The organism is Streptomyces narbonensis, from assembly GCF_014649015.1.
Classification (GTDB): domain Bacteria; phylum Actinomycetota; class Actinomycetes; order Streptomycetales; family Streptomycetaceae; genus Streptomyces; species Streptomyces narbonensis.
On sequence record NZ_BMSF01000011.1, the window covers coordinates 229865 to 248704 of the forward strand.

The following is an 18840-nucleotide window of genomic DNA, read 5'->3' on the forward strand; positions in this document are numbered from 1 at the left end:
GGCCCAAAGCTGCGTAAGGTTCAGGTAACCGCCCGGTACGGATACGCACGAGGGACGAGGGAGGGAGCCGACATGGACGAGAAGGAAGCGCCCCGCGTGGGCGCGGCCGTCAAGAGACGCCGCAGAGCGCTCCAGCTCACCCTGGCCGTCGTCGCCTCCCGCAGCGGCCTCTCCGTCCCCTTCCTCAGCCAGGTGGAGAACGAGCGCGCCCGCCCCAGCCGCCGCTCCCTCGAACTCGTCGCCGAGGCCCTGGAGACCAGCGCGGGCGAGCTCCTCGCCGCCGCCGAGGCCTCCCGCACCGTCGACGTGGTCCGCGCGGACGAGCGGTCCGCCGCGCTGCCCGACGGCGTCCGCGGGCTCGTCCGCGGCCGCCACCAGCTGCACGCCCTGGAGTTCACCGGCGAGCAGGACGCGGGCCGCGAGTTCCAGCACCGGAACGACGAGTTGCTGTACGTCGCCGACGGCGCCGCCGAGGTCGAGGCCGAGGGCCGCGCCCACCGGCTGGGCCGCGGCGACACGCTCTACCTCTCCGGAGGCGTCCGGCACCGCTGGCGCGCCACCGAGCCCGGCACCCGCCTCCTCGTCGTCGCCGTCGCCGACCACGTCGAGGTCGAGGAGGAGTGAGGACCGTCGGCGCGGGACCGCGGGTCGTCTCCCTCGTCCCCTCCCTGACGGAGGCCGTCGCCGTCTCCGCCCCCGGCGTCCTCGTCGGCGCGACGGAGTGGTGCACCCACCCCGCCGGACTCGACGTCGCACGGATCGGCGGCACCAAGAACCCCGACGTCGCCGCGATCACCGCGCTCCGGCCCGACCTCGTCCTCGCCAACGAGGAGGAGAACCGCGCCCCGGACCTCGCCGCCCTGCGGGCCGCCGGACTCGACGTCCTCGTCACCGAGATCCGGACCCTCGACCAGGGCCTGACCGAACTGCAGCGGGTCCTCGCCGCGTGCGGCGCCCCGCGCCGGCCGCGCTGGCTGGCCGAGGCCGAGGCCGCCTGGGACTCCGTGACACCGCTGGAACCGGGACCGGCCGGCCGGCCGCCGACCGCCGTCGTGCCGATCTGGCGCCGCCCCTGGATGGTCCTCGGCAGCGACACCTTCGCCGGCGACCTGCTCGGCCGCCTCGGCGTCCGCAACGCCTACGAGGACCATCTCGAACGCTATCCGCGGATCCCGCTCGATGAGCTCCGCGCCGCCGCCCCCGACCTCGTCGTCCTGCCCGACGAGCCCTACCGCTTCACGGCGAACGACGGCCCCGAAGCCTTCCCCGGGACCGCCGCCGCCCTCGTCGACGGACGTCTGCTCACTTGGTACGGGCCGTCACTGGCCGAGGCGCCGCGGGCGCTGTCGTGGGAGCTGACCCGGGCCCTGCGAGCAGCGCGCCGCTGAGCAGCCCGCGCACCGTGTGGAATCCGGCCACCAGCCAGGCGGCCACGAGGAACACGTACAGACCGACGGCGAGCCACCGGAAGGCGGCCAGACCGGTGTGCGCGGCGAGTCCCTCGGCGCCGGTCACACAGGTCCCGACCGGGAAGGTGAACGCCCAGAAGGTCATCGCGAAGCCCATGCCCCGCCGCCGTGCCCGCAGCACCATCGCCCCGGCGAGCGCGAGCCACAGCAGCGCGAAGCCCATCACGGGCACGCCGTAGAGGACGGCGAAGGCGGCGAAACCGTGCGCGTACGGGGCGGGCAGCACGCCCGGGGCCACGTCGGCGAACTTGTTCGCGGCGGTCGTCGACTGGCCCAGGGGGCCGAGGACCAGGAAGAGGGTGGGGGTGAGGGCCAGGGGCAGCGGGCCACCGGTGACGAGCCGGCCGAAGACCAGCGGCAGCATGACCAGGGTGGCGAGCAGGCTGAGCCCGAACATCGCGTAGCAGGCGATGAGCAGCGTCTGCTGGGCCTGGCCGGCGGGCAGATGGGGTACGAGCAGCGGGCCGAGCGCGGCGGAGACCATGGGGGCGACGACCGGCAGCAGCCAGACCGGGGACGCGCTCTCGATCCGGTGGTGCACCACCATGAGGTACGGGACGGCCACGGCCGCCGCCAGCCCGATCACCGTGCCCGCGGTGAACAGGACGGTGTCGATCGCCAGGGCCGCGGGGAGCCCGATCCAGTCCTTGCCCACGATCATCGCGCCGCCGCCCACGGCGAGCAGCGCCATCGAGAGGCAGCCGTAGAACGGGGCCATCGCGGGGTCCATGAGATGGGCGCGGGCCTGGTCGCGATGGTGGATCCAGTGCAGCGTCCGGGCGGCGACGAGGACCAGGAGCATCGCGAGCGAGAGGGCCCAGACCGCGGCGCAGACGGTACGGAGCCCGGGGACGTCCACGGGGAGGGCCGCTCCCGCGTTGGCGATGATGGCCGTCCCCATGACGGAGGCGTACCAGTTCGGCCCGAGGTGACGGACGGAGCCGGCAGGGGCGGAGGTGGAGGTGGAGGTGGACGCGGTGGAGACCGGGGTGGCGGCTGGGGAGGTGGCCGGGGAGGCGGTGTGCGCGCCGGGGGTGGTGGCGCGGGAGTCCGGACCGGGGGCCGTGCGGGGTGCTGCGAGGCTTGCCATGACCCCACCGTCGCGCCCTTTCGCCCCACCCACCAGGGATCTTGTGACTATGACGTCATAAGCTGGGTTTATGAGCAGTGAGATGGCAGGGCGGTCCGGACCGCAGGGCGACGAGCCGCGGCCGCACCTGTCCCACCGGGTGCCGGATCTCGGCGCACTCGAACTGCTCATCGCGGTCGCCCGGCACGGCAGCCTCGGCGCGGCGGCCCGCGAGGTCGGGATCACCCAGCCCGCCGCGAGCAGCCGGATCCGCTCCATGGAGCGGCAGCTCGGGGTGGCCCTCGTCGACCGCTCGCCGCGCGGCTCGCGGCTCACCGACGCGGGCGCGCTCGTGACGGACTGGGCGCGGCGGATCGTCGAGGCCGCGGAGGCCTTCGACGCGGGAGCCCAGGCGCTGCGCGGGCGGCGCGACTCGCGGCTGCGGGTGGCCGCGTCCATGACGATCGCCGAGTACCTGATGCCGGGCTGGCTGATCGCGCTGCGCGCCGAGCGGCCCGGCACGGCCGTATCGCTCCAGGCCGGGAACTCGGCGGCCGTCGCGCAGCGGTTGCTCGCGGGCGACGCCGACGTCGGTTTCGTGGAGGGTCTCGCCGTGCCGGACGGGCTCGACGGGGTCGTCGTCGCGCACGACCGGCTCGCGCTCGTCGCCGCTCCCTCGCACCCCTGGGCGCGGCGCCCGGGCCTCCTCGACCCGGCGGAGCTGGCCGCGACCCCCCTGATCCTGCGGGAGCGCGGCTCGGGCACCAGGCAGGTCCTGGACGCGGCGCTCGCCGGGCACGGCGGTCTCGCGGAGCCGCTCCTCGAACTCGCCTCCACGACGGCGGTGAAGGCCGCGGCCGTCAGCGGGGCGGGCCCGGCGGTCCTCAGCGAGCTCGCCATCTCCGAGGAGCTGGCCTCCCGCCGCCTGGTCGCCATCCCCGTCGAGGGCGTCCTGCTCCGCCGCGACCTCCGCGCCGTCTGGCCGGCCGGCCACCGCCCGACGGGCCCGGCCCGAGACCTCCTCTCCCTGACCCGCGCCCACCCGACGGGCTGAGGGACGGGGCGGGAGCCGCTCAGACCCCCGCGGCGCGGTGGGTGATCCGGCCGTCCAGGACCGTGAGGAGGACCGGCAGGTCCGGGAGCTCGGTCGCCGGTGTGGTCGCCGGGCTGTCCGCGAAGACCGTGAGGTCGGCGCGGTGACCCGGTGCGAGCCGGCCCGCCTCCCGCTCCTCGCCCGCCGCGTACGCCGGTCCCGTCGTCATGCCCCGCAGCGCCTCCAGCCCCGTCAGTGCCTGCTCGGGCCCGTGCGGCGCCTGGCCGAGGTCGCGGCTCGGGCGCCGGTGCCGGGCCCCGGCCAGCACGCCGAGCGGCGGGAAGGGCGCGATGGGCCAGTCGGAGCCGAGGACGACGGTCGCCCCGGAGTCCAGGAGGTCACGGCAGCGCCAGGCCCGCGAGGCCCGCTCCTCGCCGAGGCGGCGCGACCAGTTGTCGGTGTGGTCGGCGCGGGTGAAGTCGCAGCAGTGGGTGGGCTGCATGGAGGCGACGACCCCCAGCTCGGCGAAGCGGCGCAGCGTGTCGTCCGGAACCGTCTCGATGTGCTCCACCCGGTGGCGTACCCGGACCGCTTCGGAGGCCTGGGCCTTCTCGACGGAGTCGAGGGCGTGCCGTACGGCCGCGTCCCCGATCGCGTGCGTCGCCGTGGCCACGCCCGCCCGGTGCAGTTCCCCGATGATCTGCGTGTACGCGGCGGGATCCGGCCAGAACGCCGCCGTCGACTCGCCGTTGCGGTCGGGCCGTTCCAGCCACGCGGTGCCGTTGTCGATGGTCCCGTCCATGAAGAGCTTCACGCCCGCGACCCGCCACAGCGCGCCGCCCGTGCCCTGCTGCTCGATCAGGGCGCGCACCCCGTCCGGGTCGGTGCCGGGCTGGCACCAGGGCGCGACGCGCAGCCGCAGCGGCAGCTCACCGGCCTCGTCGAGCTCCCCGTACAGCGCGAGGCTGTCGCCGTTCGCGTCCATGACGTGGCCGCCGGTCAGACCGGCCGCCGCCATCGCCCGCAGGGCGGCGGCGAGTCCCTCCCGGCGCTCCGCGCGCGTCGGCTGCGGGGCGACCCGCTCCACCAGCGCGCAGGCCGCGTCCTCCTGGAGCAGCCCGGTCGGGCGCCCGTCGGCGTCGCAGACGACCTCGGCGGAGGCCTGCGCGAAGGTGCGCGGCCCGTCGACCCCGGCGAGTTCGAGCGCCCGGCGGCTGGCCAGCGCCGAGTGGGCGTCGAAGAGCAGCAGGAAGGCGGGCACCCCGTCGAGTACGGAGTCGAAGGGGGAGATCCCGACGGGCCGGTCGCCGAAGACGTTCGGGTCGAGCCCCCAGGCGAAGAGCCACTCCCCGCGGCCGAGGCGGCGGACCTCCCGGGCGAGCGCCTCCCGTACGTCGTCGAGGCCGGCGCAGCCCGACAGGTCGAGGCCGCCGGTCAGCTCGGCGCCGGTGACCGGGTGGACGTGGCCGTCCACCAGGCCGGGCGTGACGACGGCGCCCTTGAGGTCGACGACGGTGGTGTCCGCCCCCGCGAGGGCGCGGATCTCACGGTCGTCGCCCAGAGCGGAGATCCGGCCCTCACCGGAGACCGCGAGCGCGGTCTGCGACAGGAACGCCCCGGTGCCGGGGTCGAGCAGCCGGGCGGAGAGCAGGACGAGTCGGGTGGTGGTGCGCACGGGGGCTCCAGAGGAGGGGGAGGGGGAGGCGGTACGTGGCCGGGGGAGGGGGGAAGCCGCGACGGCGGGTGAGGGGAGGGCGGGTGAGGGGAGGGCGGGTGGGGGAGGCGGGTGAGGGGAGGGCGGTGGGATGCGGGCGACCGAGGCCGGAGGCCGTCAGTGGGGAGGCGCCGGCTCGCCGGTGAGCGGTGCCGCCTCGGTCAAGGTGCCGTGTGCCAGGCCGAGTTCGCGTTCGGCCGTCGTGACGGCCATCCGCATCACGGCTGCCGGCCGGTCGCTCCGGTCGGTGTTGGCGTGGGCGCCCAGGCCGTCGAGGACCACGAGGATCTGGATGGCCGTCGCCCGCGGGTCGTCCGTGCGGAACTCGCCCCGCTCCACGCCCTCGCGGATGAGCTCCGAGAGCCGGTCGTCGGAGGCGAGCTCCTGCACGGCGACTCGGTCGCGCAGGACGGGACGGTAGCGGCTGAGGTGCCGGGCGTTGATCCAGAGACGGCTGATGTCGTCGTACGCCTCGCCGGCCGAGAGCGCGAAGTACCGCGCGAGGTACTGGGTGGGTGTGCCGTGCGGCCGGTCCGCGGGCAGCAGTGCGTCGAGCTCGCCGGTGGAGGCGACGCTGAAGGCCTCGGCCACCAGGTCCTCCGCGGAGGGGAAGTAGTGGCTGATCAGACCGGGCCGGACGGCGAGCTCCTCGGCGATCCGCCGCAGGGTGACGCACTCGAGTCCCTCGGTCAGGGCGACCCTGGCCGCGGTCTCCACGATCTCAGCCCGCCGGGCTTCCGGGGATTTCCGAACTCGCTTGCGCTGGACGCTTGACGACATACCCCGGATGCTATTGAGTGTGCGACCAATAAGCAACCAGGCAGGCCCCGAACGGTCACCTGGTGGGCATCACCCGCATCCGGAGGGCCGCATGGCTGCCACGATCCCCGACCCGATCCCGCGCTCCCGGGGGACCCGGGTCACCCCTCCGGCCGTCGCCGACAGGCCCGGCCGCATCGAGGCGCACGGCATCGACCACATCCCCGACGGCGAGCGCCACGGGCACCCCCGCGAGCTCTTCTCCGTGTGGGCCGCGGCCAACGTGAACTACCTCAGCCTGGTCATCGGCGGCGCCCTCGTCCTCATGGGCCTGACGCTCTGGCAGGCCGTCGCCGTGATCGTCGTCGGCAACCTCTTCTGGCTGCTCACCGGCCTGCTCGCCACTTCGGGACCCGCCGCGGGCGCGCCCAGCGAGGTGATCACCCGGGCCGTCTACGGCGTCCTGGGCAACCGCGTGAACAACGCCGTCGGCGGCTGGCTCGTCTCCGTCTGCTACTTCGCGCTCAACCTCGCCGCCGCCGCGACCGCCGCCTTCGCCCTCGTCGAGAAGACCGGCATCACGGCGAACACCCCCGTCAAGGTGGCCGTGATCGTGGTCATCGCCGCGCTCACTCTGGCCATCAGCGTCTACGGGCACGCCCTGATCATCAAGCTGTACCTGCCGATCACCCTGGCCCTGGTCGCGGCCTTCGCCGTCGTCGCGCTCGCCGTCCTGCGCCACGCCGACTTCTCGTACGCCCCCGCCGAGCGGCTCAGCGGCGCCCCGCTCTGGACGCTCCTCGTCGCGGGCACGACGATGATCGCCTCCGGTCCGCTCTCCTACACCACGAGCGCCGACTTCTCCCGCTATCTGCCCCGCACGGCCTCGAAGAAGGCGATCGTCGCCTGGACGGCGCTCGGCGCCTTCCTGCCCAGCGTCGTCGTCTGTTCGCTGGGCGCGTTCGCCGCGACCGCCGTCGACATGAACGACCCGCAGAACGCGCTCCAGACGATCCTGCCCGGCTGGTTCACCCCCGTCTTCCTGCTCGCACTGGTCCTCGGCACGATCTCCATCAACGCCCTGACGGCCTACAGCGCCGGCCTCGCCCTCCAGGCCGTGGGCCTCCGCATCCGCCGGACCGTCAGCGTCCTTTTCGACGGCGCCGTCGCCGTGGCCCTGACCCTCTACGGGCTGCTCGTCTCGAACTTCCTCGACACCGTCAGCAACGCCCTCCAGGTGATCGTGGTCCTGAGCGGCCCGCTGATGGCCGTCTACGCCACCGACATCGCGCTCCGCCGCTGCCGCTACGACGGCCCCGCGCTCTCGGACGAGACCCCCGGCGGCCCCTTCTGGTACAACCGCGGCGTCAATCTCGCGGGCGCCTTCGCTCTCGTGGCGGGAGTGACCTCGGCCGCCCTCTGCGTCAACACCCTCTACACGGGCCCGGTCGCCGGAGCCCTGGGCGGCCTGGACCTCTCCCTGCCCGTCGGCATGACCGTCGCGGCGTGCCTCTACGCCCTCCTGATGCGGAACGACTCCGCCGTGCTCGCCGCCCGGGCCTCGGCGTGACGGCCGTACGCTCCTCCGGATCTCAGCCCCGCGGAGCCATCCCCGCCGCCTCGACAAGCCCCCGCATCACGCGCAGGTCCTCGCCCATCTCCGGATGCCACTGCACGCCGAGGGCCCAGGCGGGGGCGGCCAGCTCCACCGCCTCCACCGTGCCGTCCTCGGCGTGGGCCGAGGCCGTGAGTCCCGCGCCCAGCCGGTCCACGGCCTGGTGGTGGTAGGTCGGCACCTCGGTCAGCTCGGGCACGAGGGAGGCGTAGCGCGTGCCCGGCACCGGCTTGACCGCGTGCCGGCCGATCACGCCGACCGCCTCCACGTGCCCGTCGAGGTGCTGGACCAGCGTCCCGCCGAGCGCCACGTTCAGCAGCTGCATCCCCCGGCAGATCCCGAGCAGCGGCGTGCCGGAGGCCAGGGCCGCGTCGATCAGGGCCAGCTCCCAGGAGTCCCGGGCGCGCGCCGGCGGGCCCGTACGGGGGTCGGGCTCGGCCCCGTACCGTACGGGCTCGACGTCCGCCCCGCCCGCGACGACCAGCCCGTCGACCCGGGCCACGACCTCCGCCGCGGCGGCCGGCTCGTCCGGCGGCAGCATCACGGCGAGCCCCCCGCTCTCCCGGACGAGCCGCGGGTAGGGCGCGGGCAGCAGCGCGGCCTGCATGTCCCACACCCCCCAGCGGGCCTGGTCCAGGTAGGTGGTCACGCCGATGAGCGGCTTGGACACGGGCTTCCTCCGAGGGCGGGTGGCGGTAAGGATGTCGGTCGGTGACTCAGTCGCGTGCGAGTTCGGCCTCCGCCGCGGCGAGCGCCGCGAACTCCTCCTCCGGCGCGCCGGCCACCAGGTGGTGCCGACTGTAGAACGCGAAGTAGGCGAGAGCGATCACGTACACCCCGAGCGCCATGAACGCCGCCGTCCGGTCCACCAGGAAGGTCGCGACGAGCGCCGAGAGCGCCAGGACGAAGGCGACGGACGAGGTCGCGATCCCGCCGGGCGTCCGGTACGGCCGGAGGAGCCCCGGCTCCCGGCGCCGCAGCACGATGTGCGAGAGCGCCATGAGGGCGTACGAGATGGTGGCGCCGAAGACGGCGATGTTCAGCATCCGCGCCCCGTTGCCGGTCCCGGCGGCGAGCGCGAAGCCGATCGCGCCCGGGATGAGCAGCCCCAGGTACGGCGACTTGCGGCGGCTGGTGAGGGAGAGGAAGCGGGGCAGGTAGCCGGCCCGGGAGAGGGCGAACAGCTGGCGAGATCCGGCGTAGATGAGCGAGAAGAAGGAGGCGACGAGTCCCGCGAGGCCCGCGTAGTTCACGAAGCGGCTGAGGGCCGTGGGCTCCCCGTTGCCCTGGAGGGCCACGACGAGCGGGTTGCCTGCCTCCTGGACGGCGGCCGAGCCGCGCGCGCCGGTGGCGGCGAGGAAGGTCACGACGGCGAGGAGCACCAGGATCCCCATGGAGATGGCGAGCGCCTTCGGCATCGACCGCACCGGGTCCTTCGCCTCCTCGGCGGCGAGCGGCACGCCCTCCACGCCGAGGAAGAACCACATGCCGAAGGGGAACGCGGCCCAGATCCCGAGCAGGCCGAAGGGCAGCCAGGAGTTCGACCCGAAGGCCTCGTCGTCGACCGGGATGTCGTTCAGGCCGTCGACGTGGAAGTCGGTGAACGCGCCTAGCGCGAAGACGACGAGCGCCGCGACCGCGATGGCCGTCACGATCAGGCTGAAGCGCAGTGCCTCGCCCACGCCCCACAGGTGGATCCCGATGAAGAGGGCGAAGCAGACGAGATAGACGGGCCAGCCGGACTCCAGTCCGAAGAGGCCGAGGGACTCGACGTAGTCGCCGATGAAGATGGAGATGGCGGCGGGTGCGAGGACGTACTCGATGAGGATCGCCGTGCCGGTGAGGAACCCGCCCCAGGTGCCGAGCGCCCGGCGGGCGAAGCCGTAGCCGCCGCCCGCGGTGGGCAGGATGGCGGAGAGCTCGGCGAGCGCGAAGACCAGACAGGCGTACATCGCGCCCATGAGGAGCATGGCGACGGCGAGTCCGCCGAACCCGCCCTTCGAGAGGCCGATGTTCCAGCCGGAGAAGTCCCCGGAGACGACGTAGGCGACGCCGAGGCCGGTGAGCAGCAGCCAGCCGGCGCTGCCGCGGCGCAGCGTGCGCCGCTCCAGATAGTCGTCCTTCGGTGGGGTGGTGCCCCCGGGTGTGCCGGTGGTGTCTTCGAGCGTCATGGCAGCGTCAGCTCCCCGCAACGGGCCCAATGGATTGGAGCCATACCTTTGCGGTGGCCGACGGGGGAGCGCAACCCCCCTGCGTTACTTTCGGGTTACGTACCCGGCGACCGGGTTACGTACCCGGCGGCGCCCCTCTCATGTCAGGAACCCCCGCAGCAGCGCCGCCGTGCCCGCGCAGTGCTCCCGCATCACCTCGCGCGCCGCGTCCGCGTCCCCGTCGAGGACCGCCTCCACCAGCGCGGTGTGCTGGTGCTGGGAGTGCTCCAGATTGCGTACGAGCAGGGGGATGCAGTCCAGCAGGTCGTTCACCGTCGCCCGTACGGCGGCGTACTGGGCGGTCAGCGTCGGCGAGCCGGAGAGCTCGGCGAGCGTGAGGTGGAGCAGGGTGTCCTGGCGGCGGTATTCGGCCAGCGGGGCGTCATGGGTCGCCGCCACGGCGGCCCGCAGCCGCGCGGCGCCCGCCGCGTCGAGCCCGTGGGCCGCGCAGAGCCCGGCGGCCCCCACCTCCAGGACCTCCCGGAAGCGCAAGGTGTCCTCCATGTCGACCGAGGCGATCCGGCGGCGCAGCTCGTCCTCGTCGGCGGTCTGGACGCGGGGCAGCACGAACGTCCCGCCGTACCGGCCGCGCCGGCTTTCCACGAGCCCCTGCTCCTGGAGGACCTTGAGGACCTCGCGCAGGGTCACCCGGCTGATCCCCATCCGGTCGGCCAGCTCCCGCTCGGCGGGCAGCCGCTCCCCGTCGGGCACCAGGCCGAGCCGCACCACCTGGAGGATCTGCTGCAGCGCCTCCTCGAAGCCGTTGCCCGCCCGCACCGGCCGGAGCACGGGCGTCAGCCGGTCCGCCGGTTCACTCGTACTGGCCACGTTCCTCGTTTCCCTTTCTCAAGGACCTTCCCAAGCAATGGTCTTCCGCAATACCTTATGGCTCCCGGCAGGCCGAAGGAGGAGCAATCCCGTGGCAGACCGCACACCCCCGCTCACCGTCGAGGAGCTGCGCTCCCTCGTCGGGAGCGGCGAGATCGACACCGTCGTCCTGGCCTTCCCCGACATGCAGGGACGGCTCCAGGGCAAGCGGTTCGCCGCGCAGTTCTTCCTGGACGACGTCCTCGGTCACGGCACCGAGGGCTGCAACTATCTTCTGGCCGTCGACACCGAGATGAACACCGTCGACGGCTACGAGATGTCCTCCTGGGACCGCGGCTACGGCGACTTCGCGATGCACCCTGACCTCACCACCCTCCGTCGCCTCCCCTGGAACGAGGCCACCGCCATGGTGACGGCCGACCTCGCCTGGGCCGACGGCACCCCCGTCGTCGCGGCCCCCCGCCAGATCCTCCGCCGCCAGCTTGAGCGCCTCGCCGAACACGGCTTCACCGCCCACGTCGGCACCGAGCTGGAGTTCATCGTCTTCAAGGACAGCTACGAGCAGGCCTGGGACGCGAACTACCGCGGCCTCACCCCCGTCAACCAGTACAACATCGACTACTCCGTCCTCGGCACCGGTCGCATCGAACCCCTCCTGCGCCGCATCCGCAACGAGATGACCGGCGCCGGACTCACCGTCGAGTCCGCCAAGGGCGAGTGCAACCCGGGCCAGCACGAGATCGCCTTCAAGTACGACGAGGCCCTCGTCACCTGCGACCGGCACGCCGTCTACAAGACGGGCGCCAAGGAGATCGCCGCCCAGGAGGGCTACTCCCTCACCTTCATGGCGAAGTACAACGAGCGCGAGGGCAACTCCTGCCACATCCACCTCTCCCTCCAGAACGCCGACGGGGAGAACGTGATGGCAGGAGACGACGAGCACCACATGTCCGAGACCATGCGGCACTTCCTCGCCGGACAGCTCGCCGCACTCCGCGACTTCTCCCTCCTCTACGCCCCCAACATCAACTCCTACAAGCGGTTCCAGCCCGGCTCCTTCGCACCCACCGCCGTCGCCTGGGGTCACGACAACCGCACCTGCTCGCTCCGGGTCGTCGGCCACGGCCGCTCCACCCGCTTCGAGAACCGCCTCCCCGGCGGTGACGTCAACCCCTACCTCGCCGTCGCGGGCCTGGTCGCCGCCGGCCTGTACGGGATCGAGCAGCGCCTGGAGCTGCCGCCGCCCTGCACCGGGAACGCCTACACCGCCGAGTACGCGCACGTCCCCACCACCCTGCGCGAGGCCGCCGAGCTCTGGGAGACCAGCGAGATCGCCAAGGCCGCCTTCGGCGCCGAGGTCGTCGCCCACTACCGCAACATGGCCCGCGTCGAGCTCGACGCCTTCGACGCCGCGGTGACCGACTGGGAGCTGCGCCGCTCCTTCGAACGCCTCTGAGTCAGCGAGCGGAGGAGCGATCCGTGAGCAGAGAAGCGATCGGTGAAGTGACCGAAGAAGCGATCAGTGAGTAGTGAAGTGAGCAGAGAAAGGAACGAGTTGCTCCAGGTACTGAACCCGGCGACGGAGGAGCTGGTCGCCACCGTCCCCGCCGCCACCCCGGCCGACGTCGATGCCGCCGTCGCCCGCGCCGCCGCCGCCCAGCGCGGCTGGGCCGCCGCCGCGCCCGCCGACCGGGCCCGGCTGCTCCGCCGCTTCGCCGCCGTCGTCGACGAGCACGTCGAGGAGCTCGCCCACCAGGAGGTCGCCGAGGCCGGGCACACCATCGGCAACGCCCGCTGGGAGGCCGGCAACGTCCGTGACCTGCTCGACTTCGCCGCCGGGGGAGTCGAGCGCCTCAACGGCCGCCAGATCCCGGTGGCCGGCGGCCTCGACGTCACGATCCTCGAACCCCTCGGGGTCGTCGGCGTCATCGCGCCCTGGAACTTCCCCATGCCGATCGCCGCCTGGGCCACCGCACCCGCCCTCGCCGCCGGCAACGCGGTGATCCTCAAGCCCGCCGAGACCACCCCCCTCACCGCGCTCCGCCTCGCCGAGCTCGCCCTGGAGGCGGGCCTGCCCGAAGGCCTCTTCCAGGTCCTCCCCGGCACGGGACCGGTCGCGGGCAACGCCCTCGTCGAGCACCCCGGCATCGCGAAGATCGTCTTCACCGGCTCCACCAGGGTCGGCAAATCGATCATGGCCAAGTGCGCCGGCCAGGTGAAGCGGCTCACCCTCGAACTCGGCGGCAAGAGCCCCAACATCGTCTTCGCCGACGCGGACATCGAGGCGGCCGCCGCGGCGGCGCCGATGGCCTTCCTCGACAACAGCGGCCAGGACTGCTGCGCCCGCACCCGCATCCTCGTGCAGCGGAGCGCGTACGACCGCTTCCTGGAGCTCCTCACCCCGGCGATCGAGGAGATCGTCGTCGGCGACCCGCTCGACGAGCGCACCCAGATGGGCCCGCTCATCTCCCGCGCCCAGCTCGACCGCGTCCGCTCCTACGTCACCGAGGACCTCCAGGGGATCCGCGGCAAGGCCCCCGAAGGCCCCGGTTTCTGGTTCCCCCCGACCGTCCTCACCGACGTGCCCGAGGACGCCCCCTGCGCCGTCGAGGAGATCTTCGGCCCGGTCGCCGTCGTCCTGCCCTTCGACGACGAGGCCGACGCGATCCGGCTCGCCAACGCCACCGAGTACGGCCTCTCCGGCTCGATCTGGACCCGCGACGTCGGCCGCGCCCTGCGCGCCTCCCGCGCCGTCCGGGCCGGCAACCTCTCCGTCAACTCCCACTCCAGCGTCCGCTACTGGACCCCGTTCGGCGGCTACCGGCAGTCCGGCCTCGGCCGCGAACTGGGCCCCGACGCCCTGACCGCCTTCACCGAAACCAAGAACGTCTTCATCAGCACGGAGGCCTGAGCACCCATGACCAGCCAAGACGAGATCATCTGCCGCCGCCTGGTCGGCCGTACCGCCGTCATCACCGGAGCCGGCAGCGGCATCGGACTCGCCACCGCCCGGCGCCTCGCCTCCGAGGGCGCCAACGTCGTCTGCGGAGACATCGACGAGGTGGCCGGCAAGGCCGCCGCCGAGGCCGTCGGCGGCACCTTCGTGAAGGTCGACGTCACCGACCCGGAGGAGGTCGAGGCGCTGTTCCGCACCGCCTTCGAGACCTACGGCTCCGTCGACATCGCCTTCAACAACGCCGGCATCTCCCCGCCCGACGACGACTCCATCCTGGACACCGGCCTGGAGGCCTGGAAGCGCGTCCAGGACGTCAACCTCACCTCCGTCTTCCTGTGCTGCAAGGCCGCCCTCCCCTACATGCGCCGCCAGGGCCGGGGCTCCATCATCAACACCGCCTCCTTCGTCGCGATCATGGGCGCGGCCACCAGCCAGATCTCGTACACGGCCTCCAAGGGCGGCGTCCTCGCCATGTCCCGCGAACTGGGTGTCCAGTTCGCCCGCGAGGGCATCCGCGTCAACGCCCTCTGCCCGGGGCCGGTCAACACCCCGCTCCTCCAGGAGCTGTTCGCCAAGGACCCGGAGCGGGCCGCGCGCCGCCTCGTGCACATCCCGGTCGGCCGCTTCGCCGAGGCCGAGGAGATCGCCGCCGCCGTGGCGTTCCTCGCCAGCGACGACTCCTCCTTCGTCAACGCCAGCGACTTCCTCGTCGACGGCGGAATCTCGGGCGCGTACGTGACCCCGCTCTAACCGTTCACCCCCAGTCCCCCCACCCGACAGCCGGGCGTCGCGAGGCGCCCGGCTGTTCCGCGTACAGACAGGAGAGTGATCATGAACCATCGACTCCGCACGTCCGCGGCCGCCGCCGCCCTCGTCCTCGCCGCGACCGGCCTGGCCTCCGTCGGCCAGGCCGAGGCCCAGCCCGCCGACTGCCCCACCCTGAAGAGCTCCGAGGGCTGGTACGGCGACAACAAGGCGCGCATCGACGCCCTGATCGCCGACCACTGCCAGGACCGGGTCACCCCCTGGAAGAAGAAGCCCGTCGCGGTCTTCGACTGGGACAACACCGTCATCAAGAACGACGTCGGCGACGCCACCTTCTACTGGCTGCTGCGCAACGACCGCATACGCCCACCCCGCGCCGGCGACTGGTCCACCACCAGCCGGTACCTCACCCCCGAGGCCGCCACCGCCCTCGCCGACGCCTGCCCCACCGGCGTCCGCACCCTCCCCACCTCCACCGACACCCGCTGCGCCGACGAACTCCTCTCCGTCTACGGCTCGGGCGCCACCAGCGGCGGGAAGACCGCCTTCGCCGGCCACGACCACCGCCGCATGGAGCCGCAGTACGCCTGGCTCGCCCAGCTCCTGCGCGGCTGGACCGCCCGCCAGGTCGAGTCCTTCGCGGCAGCCGCCCGGACCGAGAACCTCACGGCCCCGCAGGGCGCCACCCAGCAGGTCGGCACCGCCCGGGTCACCGGCTGGGTCCGCTACTACGAGCAGCAGCGCGACCTGATCGGCACCCTCAGGCGCGCCGGCTTCGACGTCTGGATCGTCTCCGCCTCGCCCGAACCCGTCGTCGACGTCTGGGCGAAGGGCGTCGGCATCGACCCCTCCCACGCCCTCGGCATCCGCAACACCACCGAGCACGGCAGGCTCACCGCCCACCTCAAGGGCTGCGGCACGGTCCGGGACGGCGAGGACGAGATGATCACGTACATCGACGGCAAGCGCTGCTGGATCAACCAGGAGATCCTCGGCGTGCGCGGACCCGCCGCCGAGCGCGTACAGCCGGCGTCGCGTCGGCAGGTGTTCGCCGCCGGGGACTCCGACACGGACATCTCGTTCCTGCGGGACGCGACCGCCCTGCGGCTGGTCCTCAACCGCAACAAGAACGAGCTCATGTGCCGGGCGTACGAGAACGGCGACGGCCGTTGGCTGGTCAACCCCATGTTCATCGGCCCGAAGGGGCAGAAGGCCACCCCGTACCCCTGCGCCACGACGGGCTACACGGCGGGCGACGGCACGGCGGAACCGGTCCGCCGCCCGGACGGCACGGTGATCCCGGACCAGCGGGACACCGTGTTCTGAGCCGTCCCCCGCGGCCTCCTCAGAGGAAGGTCCGGCCTTCCCCCCGGTACGTCGGCACGGTGGCCGTGACCCGGTCGCCCTCGACCAGCCGGAGCCGATCGAACCGCTCGCAGAGCTCGCCGGCCTTCGCGTGCCGGAACCACACCTTGTCGCCGATCCGCAGGTCGTCGGCCGGCGAGCCGAGCAGCGGGGTCTGGACCTCGCCCGGACCCTCCTGCGGGTCGTAGCGGAGCCCCTCCGGCAGATACGGCACGGGCAGCCGGTCCGGGCCCGCCACCCCGGACGCGGGATAGCCGCCGCCGAGCACGGTCACCACGCCCACACCGGGGCGGCGGACGACGGGCTGCGCGAAGAGCGCGGCCGGGCGTCCGTCGAAGGACGTGTAGTTGTCGAAGAGGCGCGGCACGAAGAGCCCCGAACCGGCGGCGATCTCCGTCACCGCGTCCTCGGCGGCCGTGTGCTGCACACTGCCGGTGCCGCCGCCGTTCACGAACTCCAGGTCCGGGGCGACCGCGCGGACGGCCCGGACGACGGCCGCGCGGCGCTCCGCCAGCTCCCGGCGGGCGGCGGACTGCATCAGCCGGATCGCCCGCGAGCGCAGCGGCCGGCCGGCGACCGAGTCGCCGACACCGGCGACGTGCCCCTCGTACGCCATGATCCCGACCAGCCGGAAGCCCGGACGCCGCACCACGGAACGGGCCACCTCGGCCAGGTCGGCGGGGGTGCGCAGCGGCGAGCGCCGGGCCCCGATCCGGACCCGTCCGCCGAGGAGGTGGAGCGCGGTGTCCAGCTCCAGACAGACCCGGATCTCCTCCGCCCCGCCCGTTCGGGAGGCGTCGATCAGGTCGAGCTGGGCCACGTCGTCGACCATCACCGACACGGCGGCGGCGAGCTTGGGGTCCCGCGCGAGCTCGGCGAAGCCGGCGCGGTCCGCCGACGGATAGGCGAGCAGCACGTCGTCGAACCCGGCACGCGCCAGCCACAGCGACTCGTCGAGCGTGAACGACATGATCCCGGCGAACCCCTCCCGCGCGAGCACCCGCTCAAGGAGCGCGCGGCAGCGCACGGACTTGCTCGCGACGCGGATCGGCTTGCCGGCGGCCCGGCGGACGAGGTCCGCCGCGTTGTCGTCGAAGGCCTCCAGATCGACGATCGCCACGGGCGCGTCGAGGTCGGCGGTGGCACGGTCATAACGGGCCCGGTCGGCGGCTCGGGGAGTCATGGCCCGAGCTTGCCAGACAGCTATACGGGTGGGTAGCCCCCGACCGCGGTCCGCCCGGGTCCTCTCCACCCGGGAACAGCCCGTAGAGTGACGGGCATTGTCGACACGAGCCGGGGGACGGGGATGACCGCCGAACACCCACGCCCCACGTCCCGCATCACCGACGCACTCCTCCCGCCATCGCCTCCGGCCGCCCAGGCGCCCGCGCCGCACGTGACGGCACCGACGGCCCAGGTGCCCCGCGAGCACGGCACGGCCCCCACGCCGCCGAACGCACCGGCACCGGCAGCACCGCACGCCTCACCGCCGCTCGCCCCCGCACCGCACGCCCATGGCGCCGCCGAGCGCCCCGCGGCGCCGCCCGCTCCGAGGAGCGCCCCAGCCCCCGCGCCGCACGTGACGGCACCGACGGCCGAGGAGACCGCAGAGCGCCCCGCACAGGCGAACGCACCGGCATCGGCACCGCACGCCCCCGCGCCGACCGCCCACGGCAGCGCCCCGCGCCCCACCACGACGCCCGCACCGGCCGTGCCGCGCCCCGCATCCACCGGAGCACCCGCTCTGCCCGCGGCCGCCCCCGCCGCGCCCCGGCCGGCCAAACCCACCGGTGCCCCGCAGCCGCAGGCCGCGCCCGCGCCGGCGTGCCCCGCGGCCCCGCCCGCACCGGCCTCGCGTCCCGCTACCGGACCGGCGACCGGGGCGTCCGGCCGGACGGCGGTTTCCGCGTCCCTCCCGCAGGAGACCGCACCGCTGTCGCCCCGTCAGGCGCCCGTGGCCGCCCGCGCCTGGGCGGCGCCGAGCGACGCGGACGACCTCCCGGAGGTCGAGAGGACCACCCGGCTCCGGGCGATCCGCGGCACTTCCGGCGCGGACCGGTCCACGCGCACACGCACGCCCGCGTCCCCGCCCGCGCCCGCGTCCCCGCCCACGTACGGCTACGGTCTCGCCGGCACCCTGCCGCCCGAGGCGCCCGTCGAGACCACCACCCGGCTGCGCCCCGTACGCCCCCGCCGCACCGGCCGCGTGCTCGCCGTCACCGCCTGCGTCGTCCTCGGCGGCGGGCTCATCGGCGGGGCCCTCGCAGGCATATGGCTGGCCTCGGCCGAACCCGCACGGCCCGCCGAACCCGCCGGGTACACCGAGGCCAAGGACCTCTGGCACAACGCCCCCGTCGACACCCTCTTCCCCCGCACCCTCCCCGGCCCCGGCGCGGGCCCAGGCGCCGCCGCCCGCACCTGGACCCGGATCGTCGTCGCCCCGGACACCCCCTGCTCGCCCGCCGTCCTCGGCAAGGGCCTGCTCGCCACCCTCACGCCGCTCGGCTGCGAGCGGGTCCTGCGCGCCACGTACACCGACGCCACCGCCAGCAGCGTGATCACCGTCGGCCTCGTCTTCACCCGCGCCGACGCCGAAGCGCAGCGCACCCTCGGCCAGGGCAGCGGCGGCCTCACCGCCCGCCTTGGCGAGGACGTCCCTCCGGCCCTCTCCGGCCCCTCCACCGTCGCGGCCCGCTTCGGCGCCCGGCAGCGCGCGAGCTGGTGGCTGAGCGCCCCCGCCGACCTCCCCGTCGTGATCACGGCCGTCTCAGGCTTCGCCGACGGCCGTGCCCTCGACCGCCCGCAGCCCGCCGACCGGGCCATGGCACGGGGCCGTACCGACGCCACCGCCCAGTCCGGCCTCGGCCACGAGGCCAAGGGCATCACCGCACGCTTCGAAGCGCTGCTGCGCAAGGCCGTCGCCGCGACCGTCAAGGAGAAGGAGAACGCCAGGTGACCCGCACCACCCCCACCCGGACGCCCTCCCTCACGCGGACGCCCTCCCTCACGCGGACGACCTCCCTCACGCGGACGACCTCCCTCACCCGAGCGACCTCC

The 18840-nt window shown here is 73.9% G+C and carries 16 protein-coding genes; 9 read left to right on the plus strand and 7 right to left on the minus strand.

Going from position 1 to position 18840, the window contains the following annotated elements; translation table 11 throughout:
• Positions 1-72: 72 nt before the first annotated feature.
• Entirely contained in the window at positions 73-624 is a 552-nt protein-coding gene (locus IE124_RS22510) for a helix-turn-helix domain-containing protein (protein WP_189509692.1), read from the plus strand.
• Entirely contained in the window at positions 621-1388 is a 768-nt protein-coding gene (locus IE124_RS22515; RefSeq protein WP_189509693.1) for a helical backbone metal receptor, read from the plus strand. The genes IE124_RS22510 and IE124_RS22515 overlap by 4 nt, the downstream gene beginning before the upstream one ends.
• Here the strand turns inward: IE124_RS22515 and IE124_RS22520 are convergent.
• Entirely contained in the window at positions 1303-2559 is a 1257-nt protein-coding gene (locus IE124_RS22520) for a TDT family transporter (RefSeq protein WP_189509694.1), read from the minus strand. The two genes, IE124_RS22515 and IE124_RS22520, sit on opposite strands and share 86 nt — an antisense overlap.
• A gap of 70 nt (positions 2560-2629) precedes the next feature.
• On the opposite strand from IE124_RS22520, the gene IE124_RS22525 reads away from it, so the two are divergent.
• Entirely contained in the window at positions 2630-3592 is a 963-nt protein-coding gene (locus tag IE124_RS22525; protein WP_229832693.1) for a LysR family transcriptional regulator, read from the plus strand.
• A gap of 19 nt (positions 3593-3611) precedes the next feature.
• On the opposite strand, the gene IE124_RS22530 is transcribed toward IE124_RS22525, so the two are convergent.
• Together IE124_RS22530 and IE124_RS22535 are read right to left on the minus strand one after the other, a co-directional pair.
• Entirely contained in the window at positions 3612-5246 is a 1635-nt protein-coding gene (locus IE124_RS22530) for an amidohydrolase (RefSeq protein WP_189509695.1), read from the minus strand.
• A gap of 156 nt (positions 5247-5402) precedes the next feature.
• Complete coding sequence (locus IE124_RS22535) at positions 5403-6065, minus strand: TetR/AcrR family transcriptional regulator (RefSeq protein WP_189509696.1); 663 nt, start codon at positions 6063-6065, stop codon at positions 5403-5405.
• 91 nt (positions 6066-6156) lie between these two features.
• Here IE124_RS22535 and IE124_RS22540 point away from each other — a divergent pair, with 91 nt between their 5' ends.
• Positions 6157-7614: a purine-cytosine permease family protein gene (locus IE124_RS22540; protein ID WP_189509697.1), complete on the plus strand. Its 1458-nt coding sequence runs from the start codon at positions 6157-6159 to the stop codon at positions 7612-7614.
• Positions 7615-7636: 22 nt separating this feature from the next.
• Here IE124_RS22540 and IE124_RS22545 read toward each other — a convergent pair whose 3' ends face one another.
• The 3 genes from IE124_RS22545 to IE124_RS22555 all read right to left on the minus strand — a co-directional run bounded on the left by IE124_RS22545 (position 7637) and on the right by IE124_RS22555 (position 10697).
• On the minus strand, positions 7637-8329 hold the full coding sequence (locus tag IE124_RS22545) for a gamma-glutamyl-gamma-aminobutyrate hydrolase family protein (protein WP_189509698.1): 693 nt from the start codon (positions 8327-8329) through the stop codon (positions 7637-7639).
• Positions 8330-8375: 46 nt separating this feature from the next.
• Positions 8376-9830, minus strand: a complete 1455-nt coding sequence (gene eat / locus IE124_RS22550; RefSeq protein ID WP_189509699.1) for an ethanolamine permease — start codon at positions 9828-9830, stop codon at positions 8376-8378.
• Positions 9831-9968: 138 nt separating this feature from the next.
• On the minus strand, positions 9969-10697 hold the full coding sequence (locus tag IE124_RS22555) for a FadR/GntR family transcriptional regulator (RefSeq protein WP_189509700.1): 729 nt from the start codon (positions 10695-10697) through the stop codon (positions 9969-9971).
• A gap of 91 nt (positions 10698-10788) precedes the next feature.
• Here IE124_RS22555 and IE124_RS22560 point away from each other — a divergent pair, with 91 nt between their 5' ends.
• The 4 genes from IE124_RS22560 (at position 10789) to IE124_RS22575 (ending at position 15744) form a co-directional block, all read left to right on the plus strand.
• The gene (locus tag IE124_RS22560) at positions 10789-12153 is read left to right on the plus strand and encodes a glutamine synthetase family protein (protein WP_189509701.1); all 1365 of its coding nucleotides are present in this window, start codon (positions 10789-10791) and stop codon (positions 12151-12153) included.
• Between the two features lie 99 nt (positions 12154-12252).
• Positions 12253-13608 carry an aldehyde dehydrogenase family protein gene (locus IE124_RS22565; RefSeq protein WP_189509702.1) on the plus strand — a complete coding sequence of 452 codons (1356 nt, stop codon included), beginning with the start codon at positions 12253-12255 and terminating at the stop codon, positions 13606-13608.
• Positions 13609-13614: 6 nt separating this feature from the next.
• Positions 13615-14403 (plus strand): 3-oxoacyl-ACP reductase, encoded by a 789-nt coding sequence (locus IE124_RS22570; protein ID WP_189509703.1) that lies wholly within the window; start codon positions 13615-13617, stop codon positions 14401-14403.
• Positions 14404-14484: 81 nt separating this feature from the next.
• Complete coding sequence (locus tag IE124_RS22575; protein WP_189509704.1) at positions 14485-15744, plus strand: HAD family hydrolase; 1260 nt, start codon at positions 14485-14487, stop codon at positions 15742-15744.
• A gap of 19 nt (positions 15745-15763) precedes the next feature.
• Here IE124_RS22575 and IE124_RS22580 read toward each other — a convergent pair whose 3' ends face one another.
• Positions 15764-16966 carry an amino acid deaminase/aldolase gene (locus IE124_RS22580; protein ID WP_189509705.1) on the minus strand — a complete coding sequence of 401 codons (1203 nt, stop codon included), beginning with the start codon at positions 16964-16966 and terminating at the stop codon, positions 15764-15766.
• A gap of 123 nt (positions 16967-17089) precedes the next feature.
• On the opposite strand from IE124_RS22580, the gene IE124_RS35010 reads away from it, so the two are divergent.
• Positions 17090-18739 (plus strand): hypothetical protein, encoded by a 1650-nt coding sequence (locus tag IE124_RS35010; protein ID WP_229832695.1) that lies wholly within the window; start codon positions 17090-17092, stop codon positions 18737-18739.
• The last annotated feature ends 101 nt before the right edge of the window (positions 18740-18840 follow it).